Raw genomic sequence first — 17,821 nt, forward strand, 5'->3', positions numbered from 1 at the left:
CCTGCGGGATTACAGCAGTTCGCCGATCATTTTTTCCAGTTTTTCCTGGTCGATCGCAAACTTACGGATACCTTCCGCCAGTTTGTCTACCGCCATCGGATCCTGGTTATGCTGCCACAGGAATTCAGATTCGGTAATACGTTCCGGACGCGCTTTCACTTCACCGGTATAAACCAGTTTACGCTCAATCGCGCCTTCGCTTTCAGACAGCTCTTTCAGCAGCGCCGGAGCGATGGTCAGGCGGTCACAGCCGGCCAGTTCCAGGATTTCGCCAACGTTACGGAAGCTGGCGCCCATCACTACGGTTTCATAGCCGTGCTGCTTGTAGTATTCGTAGATTTCGCTAACGGAAACCACGCCCGGATCTTCTGCCGGCGCGTACTCTTTCTTGTCGGTGTTCGCTTTGTACCAGTCGAGGATACGGCCCACAAACGGCGAAATCAGGAAGACGCCCGCTTCGGCGCAAGCGCGAGCCTGAGCGAAGGAGAACAGCAGCGTCAGGTTACAGTTGATGCCTTCTTTTTCCAGCTGTTCAGCAGCGCGAATGCCCTGCCAGGTGGAAGCCAGCTTGATAAGAATACGATCGTTGCTGATGCCCGCGTCGTTATACAGCTTGATGATGCGCTTGGCTTTCGCGATAGACGCTTCAGTGTCATAGGAGAGGCGTGCATCCACTTCGGTAGAAATGCGGCCCGGGATCAGCTTCAGGATTTCGAGACCGATGTTCACCGCCAGCTTGTCGGAAGCATCGAGGATCTGCTGCGCGCGATCGCTGCTCTGGCTACGTGCCCAGGCCACAGCGTCGTCAATCAGCTTACGGTACTCAGGGATCTGAGCCGCGCCGAGAATCAGGGAAGGGTTAGTGGTGGCATCCTGAGGCTGATACAGCTTCATTGCCGCAATATCTCCGGTGTCAGCGACGACAGTGGTGTACTGACGCAGAGAAGTTAATTTATCCGTCATGATATATTTCTCTTAAACAGCAGTTAAGGGGATGTAACCGGTCTGCCCAGATGATAACACGCTGCCGGGTCAGCGCAACCGCCGACGAGAGAAGAGCGCAGAGTGTGATAAACTGCGCCGCTTAATTTGCTGAAAGCGAAAGGATTGTCACTTAATTGGTAACGCTTACACAAGCGTACCGGCATGGACAAGAGGATGTTTAATGCCTGATTTTCTCTCATTTATCAATGAAATACTCTGGGGCTCAGTGATGATTTATCTGTTACTGGGCGCGGGTATCTGGTTTAGCTGGCAAACCCGGGGTATTCAGTTCCGCTACGTGCGCAAATTCGGCCGCAGTCTGAAAAAAAGCCTGCACCCGCAGCCGGGTGGTTTAACGTCCTTCCAGGCGCTCTGTACCAGTCTTGCCGCCCGGGTCGGCAGCGGCAACCTTGCCGGGGTGACGCTGGCGATCGCCGCCGGCGGGCCTGGAGCCGTATTCTGGATGTGGGTTTCCGCCCTGCTCGGCATGGCCAGCAGCTTCGCTGAGTGTTCCCTTGCCCAGCTATACAAAGAGCGCGACAGCCAGGGGCAGTTTCGCGGTGGCCCGGCGTGGTATATGGCGCGCGGCCTCGGCATGCGCTGGATGGGCGTTCTGTTTTCGATCCTCCTGCTGCTGGCCTATGGATTTATCTTCAACACCGTGCAGGCTAACTCGGTGGCCCATGCCCTGCACTATGCGTTCGATCTGCCGGCGGCAGTCAGCGGCGGCGTGCTGGCCATTTTCGTTTTCCTGGCCATTCTCCGTGGCCTGCGCGGCGTGGCGCGCCTGATGCAGTGGCTGGTGCCCGTCATGGCGCTGCTGTGGATCGCCACCAGCTTGCTCATCGGCCTGTGGCACATCACCGCCCTGCCGACCATTTTTGCCACCATCTTTCGCTGCGCCTTCGGCTGGCAGGAAGCTGCCGCCGGCGCGGTGGGCTACTCCATCAGCCAGGCGCTGACCAGCGGCTTCCAGCGCGGCATGTTCTCCAATGAAGCAGGGATGGGTTCTTCGCCTAACGCCGCCGCGGCCGCCGCCTCCTGGCCGCCGCATCCGGCAGCGCAGGGGATCGTACAGATGATTGGCGTGTTTATCGATACCATCGTGATCTGTACTGCCAGCGCGATTATCGTCATGCTGGCGCCGCGCCCCGACAATGAATATACGCTCAATGGTATTCAGGACTTGCAACACGCAATGAGCGTGCTGATCGGCGGCTGGGGAGCGGATTTTATCGCCCTCATCGTGCTGCTGTTCGCCTTTAGCTCTATCGTGGCCAACTACGTGTATGCAGAAAATAATCTGGTCTTTCTGCGTCTGGACAAGCCGCGCTATATCTGGGCGCTGCGTATACTCACCGTCCTGATGGTGCTGCTGGGAACCCTGGTTAGCCTGCCCGTCGTCTGGCAGAGTGCGGATATCATCATGGCGATGATGGCGATGACCAACCTGACAGCCATCCTGCTGCTCTCCCCGACGGTGCGGATTATCGCCAGCGATTATCTGCGCCAGCGGCGGCTGGGCATCCAGCCCACTTTCGATGCGGCCCGCTACCCGGATATTCACCAGCAGCTGGCCCCGGGCGCCTGGAATGAACTGCCGCGCGAATAGCGCGGCAATCGCAGCTATCGATCCCACCATGCACTTTTTTTGTTAAAATTCGTCGAAATTACCTGCAAGGACTGGATATGCTGATTCTGATTTCACCTGCTAAAACGCTCGATTATCAAAGCCCGCTGGCAACGACTCGCTATACCCAGCCCGAACTCCTCGAGTATTCTCAACAGCTTATCGGCATCGCCCGTCATCTGACCGCGCCACAAATCGGTAAGCTGATGAGTATAAGCGACAAGCTAGCGGATCTTAACGCCACCCGCTTCCACGACTGGCATCCTGACTTTACGCCGCAAAATGCCCGTCAGGCGATCCTCGCGTTCAAGGGCGATGTCTACACCGGCCTACAGGCAGAAACGCTCACCGAGGACGACTTTGACTTCGCCCAGCGACACCTGCGCATGCTCTCCGGCCTGTATGGCGTGCTGCGCCCGCTGGACCTGATGCAGCCCTACCGCCTGGAGATGGGGATCCGTCTGGAAAACCCGCGCGGCAAAGATCTGTACCAGTTCTGGGGCGATACCATTACCGAGAAGCTGAATCAGGCACTGCAGGCCCAGGGTGACGATATCGTCATCAACCTGGCTTCCGATGAGTATTTTAAATCGGTGAAAACGCAAAAACTGCAGGGCCAGCTGATCAAGCCGGTGTTCCTCGATGAGAAAAACGGTAAATTCAAAGTGATCAGCTTCTATGCAAAAAAAGCGCGCGGTCTGATGAGTCGCTACATTATCGAAAATCGCTTAACCCAGCCGGAGCAGCTCAAGGCATTTAGTAGCGAAGGCTATTTCTTTGATGCGGACGCGTCGGAGAAAGGTGAAATGGTGTTTAAACGCCACGAGCAGTAAGCCTGAATGCCCCCAGCCTCGGGCCGGGGGCAAGAATAATCAGTCGTCGTGGTGATGCCGCTCGTGCCCATGGCCATGATGACCTTGATCGTCATCGTCGTCACGATCGTGGTGGCGATAATCATCATGCGGACGCCAGCGATCATCGCGCCAGTCGTAATGTTGAGCCCACCAGTCACGATCGCGCCAATGATCGCCATCCCAGTAATGCCCATAATCATCGCGATCGCCGATTTGCAGTTTCACCGCCGGGATCAGGGTGATTTCGTCAGCATGAACCAACGCAGGAGCGACCAGCAGCATAGAAAGTGCCAGCAAAACAGGTTTCAGCGTTGTCATAAGTTACCTCTTCTCTCCGTCCCCATTATGGGTCGATAACAAAATATTAACGCTACAAAACTATTCTGTTTATTCTCTGCAATCTGAATCTAGAGTCCGCCGCATTTATTGCTCGTCTGTACACAATATCTCCATTTTCGAGCGAAAAAAAAACCGGGCACGAGGCCCGGTTTAGCAGAGAGCTGAACGACAATACTAGCCCATCATCAGCTTACGCAGCGCGGCGAAATCCGCCGGCAGATTGTGGGACAGCAGCGGCAGATCGGCGCGGTCGGCCAGCTCTTTCGGCAGCGGCAGGGTCTCCTGCAGGATCTCTTCCACGCTCTCTTTGAATTTCGCCGGATGCGCGGTGCCGAGGAACAGGCCGTACTCTCCCGGCTGCAGCTGATCGCGCAGCGCGCGCCAGGCAATCGCCGCGTGCGGCTCAGAGATGTAGCCGATGGCCTTCAGCTCACGCATCGCTGCTTTGGTGGTCTCATCATCGACCGCAGCATACCCCAGCTCGCTCAGTTGCCAGATTTTACGGCGGAACAGCTCTTCGACGCGTGGCCAGTTGTTCGGCTGGCTGACATCCATGGCGTTGGACAGCGTCGCCTGGGTGGCTTTTGGCGCCCACTCACCGCCCTGCAGATAACGGGGAACGGTGTCGTTCGCGTTGGTAGCGGCAATAAAGCGCTTAATCGGCAGCCCCAGCGACTTGGCCAGCAGACCGGCGGTTAGATCGCCGAAGTTACCGCTTGGTACGGAAATTACCAGTTGATTGCGGGCTTCCTGCGGCAGCTGCGCCGCCGCTTCGAAGTAGTAGCAGATCTGCGCCAGCAGGCGGCTGATATTGATGGAGTTAGCCGAGTTGAGCCCCAGCGCGACCTTCAGCTCTTCATCGTCAAACGCCTGCTTCACCAGCGCCTGGCAGGCATCGAAGTCGCCGTCAATCGCCACGGTTTCAATGTTGCCGCCGAGAGTACAGAACAGTTTCTCCTGCAGCGGACTGATCTTACCGCGCGGATAGAGGATCACGACCTTAACGTTCGGCAGACCGTAGAAGGCATGCGCCACCGCCGCCCCGGTGTCGCCAGAGGTTGCAGTCAGTATGGTGACCGGCTTATCACCGGCTATATGGGTCAGCATTTGCGCCATAAAGCGGCCGCCGAAATCCTTGAACGCCAGCGTGGGGCCATGGAACAGCTCCAGACAGCCGACATCATCCTGAACCTTGCTTACCGGTGCCGGAAACGCAAACGCCGCGCCGACCCGTTGCTGCAGAACATCTTGTGGGATCTCATCGCCGATAAAGGCCGATAAAATTTTGGCGCTGCGGGTGACAAAATCCTGCGCCAGCATGTCGTCGATTTCTGTCAGGCTGAATTCCGGCAGATCGTGCGGAAAGAACAGGCCCTGATGTTTGCCAAGTCCCTGGGTGACGGCCTGCGCAAAGCTGACCTGCTCGTTATGATCTTTTAAGTTATACAGTTTCATTGGTTATCCCACTACGCGTGCGCCCGCCGTGTCCAGCCGGCAAATATGAACAAAGCCTTCCTGATTCTGCAGATAGTGCGCGCCAAGCCAGTCGGCGACGCGCTGTGCGGTGTCCGGTTTATCACACAACGCAAACAGCGTCGGGCCAGAGCCGGAGATGCCGCAAGCCTGCGCACCGATCTCCATTGTCGCCTGGCGCGCTTCGCTAAAGCCCGGCAACAGTTTGGTACGGTACGGTTCGGCAATGACATCTTTCATCAATTTTGCCGCCAGCTGCGGCTGGCGGGTGTAGCAGGCATGAATAAAGCCCGCGAGGTGGCGACCATGGGCGATACAATCCTGGCGGCGGTATTGTGCCGGCAGAATCGCCCGCGCTTCGGCGGTGGATACTTTAATCCCCGGATAGGCCAACACCCACAGCCACTCATCAAACCCCGGCACCTGCTGGCTGATAATCCCGTTCTCTTCGATCATCAACTGCATGCCGCCAAGATAGCACGGCGCCACGTTATCGTAGTGAATGCTGCCGGAGATACGCCCTTCCATCTCCCCCATCAGCGCCAGCATCCGCGTCTCGTTGAGCGGCTTACCGCAGAACTCGTTCATGGCCACCAGCGCGGCGACCACCGAGCAGGCGCTGGAGCCGAGCCCGGAGCCGATCGGCATGTTTTTTTCCAGGGTCATCGTCACCGGTACCGTCTTACCGATCTCCCGGCAAAAGCTTTCCCAGCACTGATAAACAATGTTTTCCTGCGGCGCCGTCGGCAGCTTACTGGCGAAGCGTCCCAGATTGTGCAGACTGAATTGCTCCGCCGCTTCAACTGTGACGTTATCGCCCAGCAGCGTGCCATCCACCGGCGTGACCGCCGCGCCCAACACATCAAACCCGACGCTCATATTGGCACTGGAAGCCGGGGCATATACTTTGACCATCTTAAACTCCTAACTTCCAGGACAAGGTGCGCAGCAGGTCGGCAAATACGCCGGCCGCCGTGACGTCGTTCCCGGCACCATAGCCGCGCAGCACCAGCGGCAGTGGCTGATAATAGTGGCTGTAAAAGGCCAGCGCGTTCTCACCATTTTTGACTTTGAATAACGGATCGTTGCCGTCAACGGCGGCAATTTTCACGCGGCAGGTACCATCCTCTTCGATGTTACCGACGTAGCGCAAGACTTTACCTTCATCACGTGCCTTAGCAACCCGCGAGGCAAACCCATCGTCCAGCGAGGGCAGACGGGCCATAAAGGTGTCGACGTCGCCGCTGGCGTCGAAGTCCGCCGGCAGCGCCGACTCCACGATAATGTCCGACAGCTCCAGTTCACGCCCGGTCTCACGGGCCAGAATCAACAGCTTACGCGCGACATCCACCCCGGATAAATCGTCGCGCGGATCCGGCTCGGTATACCCCATCTCACGGGCCAGCGCCGTCGCGGCTGAGAAACTCACCCCCTCGTCCAGCTTGCCGAAGATAAAGGACAGAGAGCCGGAAAGGATCCCGGAGAAGTGGCGCAGCTCATCGCCGGCGTTGAGCAGGTTCTGCAGGTTCTCAATCACCGGCAGGCCAGCGCCAACGTTAGTGTCATAGAGGAACTTGCGGCGCGAGCTGCTGGCCGCATGGCGCAACTGGTGATAGTAATCCAGCGAAGAGGTATTGGCCTTTTTGTTCGGCGTCACCACATGGAAACCTTCGCGCAGGAAGTCGGCGTACTGATCGGCGACCGCCTGGCTGGAGGTACAGTCGACGATCACCGGATTGAGCAGGTGGTACTCTTTCACCAGACGGATCAGGCGGCCAAGATTAAACGGCTCTTTCGCCTCCGCCAGCGCTTCACTCCAGTTCTCCAGATTCAGGCCATGAACGCTGGTCAGCAGCGCCTGAGAATTGGCTACACCGCAAACGCGCAGATCGATATGTTTGTTCTTCAGCCACCCCTGCTGGCGCTTGATCTGCTCCAGCAGCGCGCCGCCGACGCCGCCGACGCCGATGACGAATACTTCAATCACCTGGTCGGTGTTGAACAGCATCTGATGGGTCACGCGCACGCCGGTGGTGGCGTCGTCATTGCTGACTACCACCGAAATAGAGCGCTCGGAAGAGCCCTGGGCAATCGCCACGATATTGATATTGGCGCGGGCCAGCGCTGCAAAAAATTTCGCCGAGATACCGCGCAAGGTACGCATCCCGTCGCCCACCACGGAGATGATGGCCAGACGCTCCATAATGGCCAGCGGCTCCAGCAGCCCCTCTTTCAGCTCGAGATAAAACTCATCTTCCATCGCCCGTTTGGCACGAGCGCAATCGCTCTGCGGCACGCAGAAACTGATGCTGTACTCCGAAGAGGATTGGGTGATCAATACCACCGAGATGCCAGCGCGGGACATGGTGGCGAAGACGCGGGCCGCCATACCGACCATCCCTTTCATCCCCGGACCGGAGACGTTGAACATCGCCATATTGTTGAGGTTAGAGATGCCTTTCACCGGCAGATCGTCTTCATCGCGACTGGCGCCAATGAGCGTTCCCGGCGCCTGCGGGTTGCCGGTATTTTTGATCAGGCATGGGATCTGAAACTGAGCGATAGGGGCAATGGTGCGCGGATGCAGCACTTTCGCGCCAAAGTAGGAGAGCTCCATCGCCTCCTGATAAGACATTGATTTCAGCAGACGCGCATCTGGCACCTGGCGCGGATCGCAGGTATACACCCCGTCGACATCGGTCCAGATTTCGCAACAGTCCGCGCGCAGGCAGGCGGCCAGTACCGCAGCCGAATAGTCGGAGCCGTTACGCCCCAGCACCACCAGTTCGCCCTTCTCATTGCCAGCGGTAAATCCGGCCATCAGGATCATATGGTCTGCCGGGATCTGGCTGGCGGCAATGCGGCGGGTGGATTCGGCGATATCGACCGTGGATTCCAGATAGTGGCCCACCGCGAGCAGTTTTTCGACCGGGTTAATCACACTGACTTTATGACCACGGGCTTCCAGCAGACCCGCCATGATGGCGATGGAGAGCTTTTCGCCACGGCAGATCAGCGCGGCGTTCACTCCGTCCGGGCACTGGCCCAGCAGGCTGATGCCGTGCAGGACATGCTTAATCTGAGCAAATTCCTGCTCAACGAAGGCTTTCAGCTGGGCAAGCGGGAAAGCGGGCTGGGCATCGGCAAGGCCCTGAAGAAGTTCGGCAAAAATGCGTTCAGCGTCGGTAATATTCGGGAGGGCATCCTGGCCACCGATCGTTTTTTCAATCATCGCCACCAGATGGTTGGTGATCTTCGCCGGGGCAGACAGTACGGTCGCTACCTGCCCCTGCCTGGCATTACTCTCCAGAATATCGGCAACCCGCAGAAAACGTTCCGCATTTGCCACTGATGTACCGCCGAACTTCAACACTCGCATGGTTCTTACCCCTTGATCTCTTGTCAAAAAAAAAGCCCGCACTGTTCAGGTGCGGGCTTTTTTCTGTGTTTCCTGTACGCGTCAGCCCGCACCGTTACCTGTGGTAATGGTGGTGGTGATAATGGTGGTAATCATGCCGATGCGATTCATGGATGTTGTGTACTCTGTATTTTTATCTGTCTGTGTGTCCTGCCTATATTGGTTAAAGTATCTGCCTTCTTAAGTCAATGAATTTCTCAATTAACCCTATTTCAGCCAGCTTGCGTATTGCGCCGTCACGGCAAGAAAAAACATCCAGATCGGCGGAACCCGACCCTCAAAAACAGCACAGATAACCATAATTAAAAAATATTACAGAGCTTTATTCTGGGAGGTTTTTTTCAATATCATGCAGCAATCGATGCAACATTGCCGTGTCACGCTGCTGCAGCAGCCCCATTCGTTGCGCCAGCCAGTCGACCAGTTTGGCATCCTCCTCCACGCCTAAACGCGAAAGTAATGCCTCGGTGCGGACGCGTAACGCCTGCAGCTGATGATGGTCTGCGGCGGCGGCGGTGGGCGCCGTTTGTTGCATAAGCGATGCTAATTGATAACAGTAGACCATCACCGACTGTCCGAGATTCAGCGACGGATAATCCGCCACCATCGGCACGCCGGTGAGCACATCGGCCAGGGCCAGCTCCTCGTTGCTCAACCCGGAGTCTTCACGGCCAAATACCAGCGCCGCATGCGTCATCCACTGCGCCTTCTCCTCCAGCAGAGGTAACAGCTGCTGCGGCGTGGCGTAATAGTGAAACCGCGCGCGACTACGGGCGGTGGTGGCGACGGTAAAATCGACGTCGTGCAGCGCTTCGGCAAGGGTTGGATAGGTGGTGATGCCATCGAGGATGTCGCCTGAGCCATGCGCCACCCAGCGTGCCGCCGGCGCCAGGTGGGCTTCACTGTCCACGATCCGTAGATCGCGAAATCCCATGGTTTTCATCGCTCTGGCGGCGGCGCCGACGTTTTCTGCCCGGGCTGGGGCCACTAAAATGATCGTTAAACGCATTGCAGTTTCTTTCTCTCTCTCAGGCGTTGGCGAAGCGCTGGCCGCACCATTTTACGCGGTGAAAATTTACAAATTTGCAACAAAAATCACTAAAATTGCGTTTGCTTACCCATAAAAAAATCTAAACTGTTCTCAGGAGGCCATGACAAGAAGTATGTTAACAGAACCCATTTATCCATATGATGGGCAATGAAATTTCATCTGAGGCATCGTTCCACGCATTGGATTCACTGTATTTATTAATTTATCCACGCAACTAGTTGAGCTGTGTAAGGATTGTGACTATAAAGAGCATGACGATGCAATGATTTCACAAGACTGTTAACGTGCTACAATTGAACTTGATATATGTCAACGAAGCGTAGTTTTATTGGGTGTTCGGCCTCTCTTAGCCTGTTATGTTGCTGTTAAAATGGTTAGGATGACAGCCGTTTTTGACACCGTCGGGTCCAGAGGGAAAGTACCCACGACCAAGCTAATGATGTTGTTGACGTTGATGGAAAGTGCATCAAGAACGCAATTACGTACTTTAGTCATGTTACGCCGCGCATGTTAATTTGCGACATGCAGCAGGCAGGTCAGGGACTTTGGTACTTCCTGTTTCGATTTAGTTGGCAATTTAGGTAGCAAACATGCAGACCCCGCACATTCTTATCGTTGAAGACGAGTTGGTAACACGCAACACGTTAAAAAGTATTTTCGAAGCAGAAGGTTACGATGTATTCGAAGCGACCGATGGCGCGGAAATGCATCAGATCCTGTCTGAAAATGATATCAACCTGGTGATCATGGATATCAACCTGCCGGGTAAAAATGGTCTTCTGCTGGCGCGCGAGTTGCGTGAGCAGGCTGACGTCGCGCTGATGTTTTTAACCGGCCGCGACAACGAAGTGGATAAGATCCTTGGCCTCGAAATCGGCGCTGACGACTATATCACTAAACCGTTTAACCCGCGTGAACTGACTATACGCGCGCGCAACCTGCTCTCCCGTACCATGAATCTCGGTACCGTGAGCGAAGAGCGCCGCAGCGTGGAGAGCTACAAGTTCAATGGTTGGGAACTCGATATCAACAGCCGCTCACTGGTGAGCCCGAACGGCGAGCAGTACAAGCTGCCGCGCAGTGAATTCCGCGCGATGCTGCACTTCTGCGAAAACCCGGGCAAAATTCAGTCTCGCGCCGAGCTGCTGAAGAAAATGACCGGTCGTGAGCTGAAGCCGCATGACCGTACCGTTGATGTGACCATTCGTCGGATTCGTAAACACTTCGAGTCTACTCCGGATACCCCGGAAATCATCGCCACTATTCACGGTGAAGGCTACCGTTTCTGTGGCGATCTGCAGGAATAATGCGTTTTATTCCGCAGCCATGATGTGAAAACGGCGCCCCAAGGGCGCCGTTTTTTATGCCGTCACTCTTTCCAGAGGCGCAGCTTGTCATCATCGGCAGTCGGCGGCGGAGGCGCACTGCCTTTCGGTAACGATAACGCATACCAGTCCACCCGGCGGGTCAAAAACATCAGGACGCTCAGCGCCAGCGCCAGTACCCCGGTACCCAGCAGCAGCGCGCTGTCCTCGGAATGCAGCAGCAACCACATCACCCCATCCAGCAGTAGCAGCGCGGCGACAAACAGCAGGCTGTTACGCCATCCCCTGAGCACTGCCTGTAAATAGACCCCGTTCATCACCGCGCCGGACAGGCTGGCCGCCAGCCAGGCGGCGGTAAACCCAACGTGCTCCGAGAGCGCCAGCAGCACCAGGTAAAACAGCACCAGCGACAGGCCCACCAGCAGATACTGCATTGGATGCAGGGGACGATGAGTCAGGCTCTCGAACACGAAAAAGGCCATAAAGGTCAGCCCGATTAACAGGATGGCGTATTTTGTTGCCCGGTCGGTTAGCTGGTACTGGTCGGCAAGCGTCATCACATCGGCACTGAACGCTGGCAGCCGCGACCACGGGATCTCCATATCATCCTTAAAATAGCTCCCCATATCGTTAGCGAACCAGCTGCTTTGCCAGTGGGCGCGATAGCCGGCAGCACTCACTTCCCGTTGCGTTGGCAGGAAGCTGCCGAGAAAGCCGGGATGCGGCCAGTTACTGGTCAACTGCAGCTCGCTGTTACGCCCGATCGGCACCAGTGAAAATTCTCCCGTCCCGTTCAGATCGAGAGAAAAGGCTATCTCAAGCGGCTTGTTGTCCTCCGCCAGCGCAGGCATCGGCATATGAATACCTGCGCCATCGCCACTTATCCCCAGCCCCGGCTCCACGCTTAATACGTTACCATTGACCTCCGGGGCATGGATAGCGCCAATGCCGCGGGCATCGCCGACGCTCACCACCAGCCGCGGCTGGCCCAGGACAATATTCGATTTTCTCAACGCCGCCAGACGCAGTGGATCAAATGAGGCCTTAATCTGCAGGGCGTTATGCCAGACCTGGCCGCTGTAGATGCCTACTCTCCGCGACTCCACGGTCTGTTTGCCGTTGACCGCCAGCGACTCCGGTAGCCAGTAGTACTCCCAGCGCCGCTGATATTCGACCTCTTTTTGGTTCTCCATGCGGGTCAGGGTCTCGGTCACCGGAATGGCGATCAGCGGCCCGGCGAGTTTTTGCGAGCCACTGGTGCTCTGCTCAATGGCGTCCACCACCTCGCTGCGATAATCCGCCCGCTCATTAATAAGCTCCCTGACCATCATTAGCGGCAAAGATAACAGCACAACACAACCGATTAACGTGGTGATTTTCCAGAATAACGGTGATTTCAACATAGCCTTTCTCCCTATCGTGATGGCCTCACTGTAGGGCGGCTATGTGGGGGGAATTTGAAGCTATGTGAAGGGACGGTGAAGTCGCAGCGTGGCGACCGCACCGCCTTCGGGACGATTGTGCAGACGAATATCGCCCTGATGCAGGCGCGCTACTTCACGAACGAACGCCAGCCCAAGACCGCTGCTCTTATGGCCATCTTCGCGCGGCAGCGAGTAGAAGCGTTCAAAAATACGCGTCTGCGCATAGTCCGGAATACCACACCCGTTATCGATGACGCTCAGTTGCACCTCTTCATTCCGCTTCTCCACGGCCAGGACGATCTCGCCGCCCTGGGGGGTAAAATCAATCGCGTTGTCGAGCAGGTTACCCAGCGCCTGGGCCAGCAGTTCGCCATCACCATTGACCGTTATCCCGCACGTCTGCCAGCGCAGAGTGATGGCTTTCGTCGCCAGGGCGATGTCGCGCTCCTCCGTAAGGCGTTGGAATAGCGCGTCAACCGATACCGGCTGCCGCCTTATCTCCAGCTGGTTTTCCAGTCGCGCCTGCTGGAGCAATCGCTCTACCAACAGCTGCATCCGGGTGTTCTGCGCGAGGATATTGGCGGTAAACCGCGCCGCTACCTCAGGCGGAGGCCCTTCACGCAGGATCTCCGCCGCACCGCGGATGGCCGCCAGCGGGCTCTTCAGCTCGTGAGTCAGGTCATAGACATAGTTTTCGATGGCATTTTTGCCCTCGAGCTTCACCCGCATGCTCTCCAGGGCCTGCGCCAGCTTGCGCAGTTCGCTGCTGCCCACCTCAGGCAGCGGCAGCGGACGCTCCGCGGTCACCGAATCCGCATAGCGCACCAGCTTGCCGATAGAAAAATTGATCCACCAGACGACGCCGCAGCCAATCAACAGCGCAATGCCCAGCAGGGCGCCACCGGCCCAGAGGATCCGCCGCTCGCTGCGCTTAATGACCGGCGTCATCGCCAGGTTGGGTTTACCGACGCTCAGCACGCCGATAATCCGCCCCTCATCCATCACTGGCGCGGCGATATACATGACTGAGCTGGTTTCATCATGCGGATCGCTGCGTGTACTGCGCGCGCCGTACTGGCCGCGCAGGGTGAGCCAGACGTCATTCCAGCGCGAATAGTCCTGCCCTGTCGCCTGCCCGCTGGAGTCAAACACTACCTTGCCCCTGGCATCGGTCAGATAGACACGGTACTCATTACGCACCTTTTTAATTCCGCCAATATGGGCGTTGATCGGCTGCTGGTTGAGCTGTTGAAAGGCCTGAGCCAGCCTGCCCTGCTGCGGGTTTGCCGCCAGCAGGTCCTCACGCGCCAGCGCCGCCAGCAGGGTGGCGGTATCGTTGAGTGTCCCCTCCGTCGCCCGGCGCACGCCCGGCTTCACTTCCTGGACAAAGATCGACAGCACAAACCACGCGGCGATAGCGACGATAAGAAAATAGCCCAGCAGCAGGCGCATGCCAATGCGCATCAGCCACGCCCCAGGCTGTAGCCCATGCCGCGATGGGTATTGATCGGCGTAACCTCAGGATTCACTGCCCGCAGCTTGGCGCGCAGGGTTTTGATATGGGTATCGACGGTACGGTCGAGGCTTTCCCAGGCATCGCTCCACACCAACTCCATCAGTTGCTGACGGGAGAAGACGCGACCGGGCGCATGCAGCAGGGTTTTCAACAGCAGGAATTCGTAGCGCGTCAGGTTCAGCGGCTGGCCGAACCAGCTTATCGACGCCGCCTGCTCATCGAGCACAAACTCGCCGACGCGTACCACCGGTGAAGGCGCGGCAAATTTCTGCAGTCGCCGCAGTACGGTTCGCACCCGCGCGCAGACTTCGCGCGGCGAAAACGGCTTGGCGATATAATCGTCTGCGCCGATTTCCAGCCCAAGCAGCTTATCGACCTCGTCGCTCCGCGCCGTCAGAAACAACACCGGCAGCGCCGGATAACGCGTCAGCAGGCGCCGACAGAGCTCAAAGCCGCTGATATCCGGCAAGCCGACGTCGAGGATGGCGACATCGGGGGCCTGATGCGCCGCCGCCTCCAGCGCGGGCAATCCGCGGCCAAAGACGGTGACCTGGAAGCCCTCCTGCTGCAGCATATAAACCAGGGTATCAGCGATACTCTGTTCATCCTCAACTAACCAAATCCGTGGCTGCTGCATGCGCGCTCCCGTTTATTTATTCCATGGCATGATCGGCACGGCGCTGATGGCGTTCTTCGGCGAGCCATCAACCACTTTATCCGAGTAGGTCAGATAGACCAGCGCATTGCGCTTGGCATCATAGAAGCGAACGACCTGCAGTTTTTTAAACACCAGCGAGGTGCGCTTCTGGAACACCACGTCGCCCTGGCTTTTGCCGTTTTTGATTTTGTCCGTCAGCTCAATCGGCCCAACCTGCTGGCAGGAGATGGCCGCGTCGGAGGTATCTTCCGCCAGCCCCAACCCGCCCTTGATCCCGCCGGTTTTCGCCCGGCTGATATAGCAGGTCACGTTCTGCACATCCGGATCGTCAAAGGCTTCGACGACAATTTTGTGATCCGGCCCTAACCATTTGAAGACCGTATCCACGGAACCAATCTGCTCCGCCTGAGCCATCTGGCAGCCGGCCAGCAGCAGCAGGCCCATCGCAAACTTCTTGTATTTCATATTGTTACCATTATTAAAAAATATAGCTGAGTGATTATCACGCACTTAGCAGAAAAGGTTTATAGATCAAAGCTTTACAAAATTATCGTTCAGCTCCACTGACCTTCCGCATTTAAAAGCAAAAAAAACACTGAATGCTAAAACATCAAAAAATGCTATTATCCGCTACTTTAATATCAGGCACCTGTGTTTAAGGATGGGGACATTTTATGGATCAAGCAGGGATTATTCGCGATCTCCTTAGCTGGCTGGAAGGTCACCTGGATCAGCCGCTTTCTCTGGACAATGTGGCGGCGAAGGCAGGTTATTCCAAGTGGCATTTACAGCGAATGTTTAAGGATGTCACCGGCCATGCCATCGGTGCCTATATTCGCGCGCGCCGGTTATCGAAATCTGCTGTCGCATTACGTCTTACCGCCCGTCCAATCCTTGATATTGCGCTTCAGTACCGTTTCGACTCACAGCAGACCTTCACCCGGGCATTTAAAAAGCAGTTCTCGCTGACGCCGGCGCTCTACCGCCGCTCACCGGACTGGAGCTCGTTCGGTATGCGTCCGCCGCTGCGTCTTGGCGAATTCACGCTGCCAAAACATGAATTTGTCGCCCTGCCTACCACTCAGTTGCTCGGCGTCACCCAGAGCTATACCTGTAAGCTCGAGGAAATCTCCGATTTCCGCAATCAGATGCGCGTCCAGTTCTGGCGGGACTTCCTCGGTAATTCGCCGTCGATCCCTCCGGTGCTCTACGGGCTGCATGAGCCGCGTCCGAGCCTGGAGAAAGACGATGAGCAGGAAGTGTTCTATACCACCGCGCTGACGCCGGAGATGGCTAATGGCCATCTGCAGAACGCCCACCCGGTCACCCTGGAGGGCGGCGAGTATGTCATGTTTACGTATGAAGGGCTGGGCACCGGCCTGCAGGAATTCATCCTGACGGTCTACGGCACCTGCATGCCGATGCTAAACCTGACCCGTCGCAAGGGGCTGGATATTGAACGCTTCTACCCTGAGGATGAAAACCGGGATCAGGCTACGCCGATTCAGTTACGCTGCGAGTATCTGATCCCGATTCGTCGTTAACGCTGCAGCTCGTCCATCGCGGGGGCGTCAAGATGCGAGACGTCGCCCGCCGTTTCCACCACCCAGCCGGAAGCCAGCCACGGGCTTTGCTGATAGTCAACGCGCGAGATAGAGCAGTTGCGCAGTCGCAGACGACGCTCAGCGTATGCCGGCAGCCCTAAAATCGTGCTCACCAGGCAGCCCAGCGCCATACCATGACTCACCAGCAGCGGTCGGCTACCGGCCGGTAACTCCAGACAGGATGCCAGCGCCGCATGCATTCGCTCGCTGAGCTCCTGCATCGATTCGCCCTGCGGAATACGACCATCCGGCGTGCCGTTGACCAGCTGGCGACGCCAGCCCTCTTCCTCTTCGCTGAGCGAGTCGATATGGCGCTTCTCCAGCACCCCCATATCCAGCTCGCGCAGACGCGCATCGGCGATCACGCTGCAACCACAGGCTTCGGCGATAATCTCTGCTGTACGGCGGGTTCGCCCCAGATCGCTGGTAATGATATGGGTGATCCCCAGCGTTCTGGCGCGCTCGCCAACCTGCCAGGCCTGGCGCTCACCGTGTGCGGTCAGCGGGCTATCGGACTGACCCTGAATACGTCGCTCGGCGTTCCACTGCGTTTCACCGTGGCGAACAAGGTATACCTGTAACATGCTTTTATTCCGTTCTGAACTCGTCATCAACCAGCTTAGGGCATTACCGCCTGCCCTGAGGGTGATTTAGAGTATACTGCGATGACGTTAGTTTATTCTGAGTTGTTTTGATTATGCACCATGTTGTCTCAGCGACCACTAATCCCGCCAAAATTCAGGCAATTCTGCAGGCTTTTAACGAGATTTTCGGCGAAGGATCCTGCCATATTGAGTCCGTCTCCGTCGAGAGCGGCGTGCCGGAACAGCCCTTCGGCAGCGAGGAAACGCGCGCTGGCGCACGAAATCGTGTCGCCAATGCGCGCCTCGCCCAGCCCGATGCCGATTTCTGGGTGGCCATTGAGGCCGGTATCGACGATGGCAGCACCTTTAGCTGGGTGGTCATTGAAAGCGCTGATCGGCGCGGAGAAGCGCGCTCAGCCACGCTGCCGTTACCTGAGGTTATTCTTGAGCAGGTTCGCGCTGGTGAAGCCCTGGGACCGGTCATGTCGCAGTATACCGGCATCGACCAGATCGGTCGTAAAGAGGGAGCGATTGGGGTTTTCACCGGTGGCAAATTAACCCGCAGCAGCGTTTACCATCAGGCGGTCGTGCTGGCGTTGAGCCCGTTCCATAACGCTATTTATCGCTAGCCAGCAGCGTCTGCTCCAGCCACTGACGCAGTTCGGCCGGCGCTGATTTCAGGCTGTTCGACCCGCGGGTAATGGTCGCAATCCCGGCGCCGAGCTCATTTTTCAGCTCGCGCTGGCTCATCTCACCACGCAGCAGCTCTTCAATAATGCGCACCCGGGTGCCCAGCGCTTCGCGCTCGTCGGGTGTCAGCATCAGCTGCAGCAATGGCAGATGCAGATCCTCCGTATAGGCCTGCTGCAGCAGCGCCACGAAGCGCAGCCACTCCTGATGACGTTGTTCGGCAACGGCCGCGGAATAAGGAGATTGTTGGGTCATATCGCGCCACCATATT

Annotated in this window: 19 protein-coding genes and 1 other annotated feature; of the genes, 5 read left to right on the forward strand and 14 right to left on the reverse strand. The window is 57.1% G+C overall.

Annotated features, from left to right (window positions below):
* Window positions 1-9: 9 nt before the first annotated feature.
* Window positions 10-963: a transaldolase gene (tal, locus tag CWM57_RS22505; protein ID WP_061155827.1), complete on the reverse strand. Its 954-nt coding sequence runs from the start codon at window positions 961-963 to the stop codon at window positions 10-12.
* A 202-nt stretch (window positions 964-1,165) separates the two neighbouring features.
* Here tal and CWM57_RS22510 point away from each other — a divergent pair, with 202 nt between their 5' ends.
* Both CWM57_RS22510 and yaaA read left to right on the forward strand, forming a co-directional pair.
* Window positions 1,166-2,596, forward strand: a complete 1,431-nt coding sequence (locus tag CWM57_RS22510) for an alanine/glycine:cation symporter family protein (RefSeq protein WP_074387105.1) — start codon at window positions 1,166-1,168, stop codon at window positions 2,594-2,596.
* Between the two features lie 77 nt (window positions 2,597-2,673).
* Window positions 2,674-3,447 (forward strand): peroxide stress protein YaaA, encoded by a 774-nt coding sequence (gene yaaA / locus CWM57_RS22515; RefSeq protein WP_074387106.1) that lies wholly within the window; start codon window positions 2,674-2,676, stop codon window positions 3,445-3,447.
* A 39-nt stretch (window positions 3,448-3,486) separates the two neighbouring features.
* Here the strand turns inward: yaaA and CWM57_RS22520 are convergent, their stop codons facing one another.
* From CWM57_RS22520 to yjjY, 7 genes are all read right to left on the reverse strand, one after another.
* The gene (locus CWM57_RS22520; protein ID WP_074387107.1) at window positions 3,487-3,786 is read right to left on the reverse strand and encodes a DUF2502 domain-containing protein; all 300 of its coding nucleotides are present in this window, start codon (window positions 3,784-3,786) and stop codon (window positions 3,487-3,489) included.
* 195 nt (window positions 3,787-3,981) lie between these two features.
* Window positions 3,982-5,262: a threonine synthase gene (gene thrC, locus CWM57_RS22525; RefSeq protein WP_074387108.1), complete on the reverse strand. Its 1,281-nt coding sequence runs from the start codon at window positions 5,260-5,262 to the stop codon at window positions 3,982-3,984.
* A gap of 3 nt (window positions 5,263-5,265) precedes the next feature.
* On the reverse strand, window positions 5,266-6,195 hold the full coding sequence (thrB, locus tag CWM57_RS22530) for a homoserine kinase (protein WP_008807508.1): 930 nt from the start codon (window positions 6,193-6,195) through the stop codon (window positions 5,266-5,268).
* A 1-nt stretch (window position 6,196) separates the two neighbouring features.
* Window positions 6,197-8,659 carry a bifunctional aspartate kinase/homoserine dehydrogenase I gene (gene thrA, locus CWM57_RS22535; RefSeq protein WP_061155832.1) on the reverse strand — a complete coding sequence of 821 codons (2,463 nt, stop codon included), beginning with the start codon at window positions 8,657-8,659 and terminating at the stop codon, window positions 6,197-6,199.
* A gap of 25 nt (window positions 8,660-8,684) precedes the next feature.
* Window positions 8,685-8,802, reverse strand: a sequence feature (Thr leader region).
* Window positions 8,741-8,809, reverse strand: a complete 69-nt coding sequence (gene thrL / locus CWM57_RS22540) for a thr operon leader peptide (RefSeq protein ID WP_004222578.1) — start codon at window positions 8,807-8,809, stop codon at window positions 8,741-8,743. It overlaps the preceding feature by 62 nt.
* 211 nt (window positions 8,810-9,020) lie before the next feature.
* Window positions 9,021-9,707, reverse strand: a complete 687-nt coding sequence (locus tag CWM57_RS22545; RefSeq protein WP_061155833.1) for a tRNA/rRNA methyltransferase — start codon at window positions 9,705-9,707, stop codon at window positions 9,021-9,023.
* A 396-nt stretch (window positions 9,708-10,103) separates the two neighbouring features.
* Entirely contained in the window at window positions 10,104-10,244 is a 141-nt protein-coding gene (gene yjjY / locus CWM57_RS22555) for a protein YjjY (protein ID WP_001541509.1), read from the reverse strand.
* A 95-nt stretch (window positions 10,245-10,339) separates the two neighbouring features.
* Between yjjY and arcA the strand changes: the two genes are divergently transcribed.
* The gene (arcA, locus tag CWM57_RS22560) at window positions 10,340-11,056 is read left to right on the forward strand and encodes a two-component system response regulator ArcA (protein WP_002887843.1); all 717 of its coding nucleotides are present in this window, start codon (window positions 10,340-10,342) and stop codon (window positions 11,054-11,056) included.
* 62 nt (window positions 11,057-11,118) lie between these two features.
* Here arcA and creD read toward each other — a convergent pair whose 3' ends face one another.
* From creD to creA, 4 genes are read right to left on the reverse strand one after another with little or no spacing between them, the layout of a single operon-like run.
* Window positions 11,119-12,477 (reverse strand): cell envelope integrity protein CreD, encoded by a 1,359-nt coding sequence (creD, locus tag CWM57_RS22565; RefSeq protein ID WP_165784244.1) that lies wholly within the window; start codon window positions 12,475-12,477, stop codon window positions 11,119-11,121.
* A gap of 60 nt (window positions 12,478-12,537) precedes the next feature.
* A complete protein-coding gene (gene creC / locus CWM57_RS22570; protein WP_100676411.1) occupies window positions 12,538-13,962 on the reverse strand; it encodes a two-component system sensor histidine kinase CreC in 1,425 nt (474 codons plus the stop codon).
* The gene (gene creB / locus CWM57_RS22575) at window positions 13,962-14,651 is read right to left on the reverse strand and encodes a two-component system response regulator CreB (RefSeq protein ID WP_012542916.1); all 690 of its coding nucleotides are present in this window, start codon (window positions 14,649-14,651) and stop codon (window positions 13,962-13,964) included. Before creB ends, creC begins: the two co-directional genes overlap by 1 nt.
* Window positions 14,652-14,663: 12 nt before the next feature.
* Window positions 14,664-15,137 carry a protein CreA gene (creA, locus tag CWM57_RS22580; protein WP_012542917.1) on the reverse strand — a complete coding sequence of 158 codons (474 nt, stop codon included), beginning with the start codon at window positions 15,135-15,137 and terminating at the stop codon, window positions 14,664-14,666.
* 209 nt (window positions 15,138-15,346) lie between these two features.
* Between creA and robA the strand changes: the two genes are divergently transcribed.
* Entirely contained in the window at window positions 15,347-16,216 is an 870-nt protein-coding gene (gene robA, locus CWM57_RS22585; protein ID WP_008807515.1) for an MDR efflux pump AcrAB transcriptional activator RobA, read from the forward strand.
* On the opposite strand, the gene gpmB is transcribed toward robA, so the two are convergent.
* Complete coding sequence (gpmB, locus tag CWM57_RS22590) at window positions 16,213-16,860, reverse strand: 2,3-diphosphoglycerate-dependent phosphoglycerate mutase GpmB (RefSeq protein ID WP_074387112.1); 648 nt, start codon at window positions 16,858-16,860, stop codon at window positions 16,213-16,215. The genes robA and gpmB overlap by 4 nt on opposite strands.
* 113 nt (window positions 16,861-16,973) lie before the next feature.
* Between gpmB and yjjX the strand changes: the two genes are divergently transcribed.
* Complete coding sequence (yjjX, locus tag CWM57_RS22595) at window positions 16,974-17,489, forward strand: inosine/xanthosine triphosphatase (protein ID WP_100631977.1); 516 nt, start codon at window positions 16,974-16,976, stop codon at window positions 17,487-17,489.
* On the opposite strand, the gene trpR is transcribed toward yjjX, so the two are convergent.
* Entirely contained in the window at window positions 17,476-17,805 is a 330-nt protein-coding gene (gene trpR, locus CWM57_RS22600; protein ID WP_100676412.1) for a trp operon repressor, read from the reverse strand. The two genes, yjjX and trpR, sit on opposite strands and share 14 nt — an antisense overlap.
* Window positions 17,806-17,821 lie beyond the last annotated feature (16 nt).

Source organism: Klebsiella sp. G-Nf4 (assembly GCF_002810615.1).
Taxonomy (GTDB): domain Bacteria; phylum Pseudomonadota; class Gammaproteobacteria; order Enterobacterales; family Enterobacteriaceae; genus Klebsiella; species Klebsiella variicola.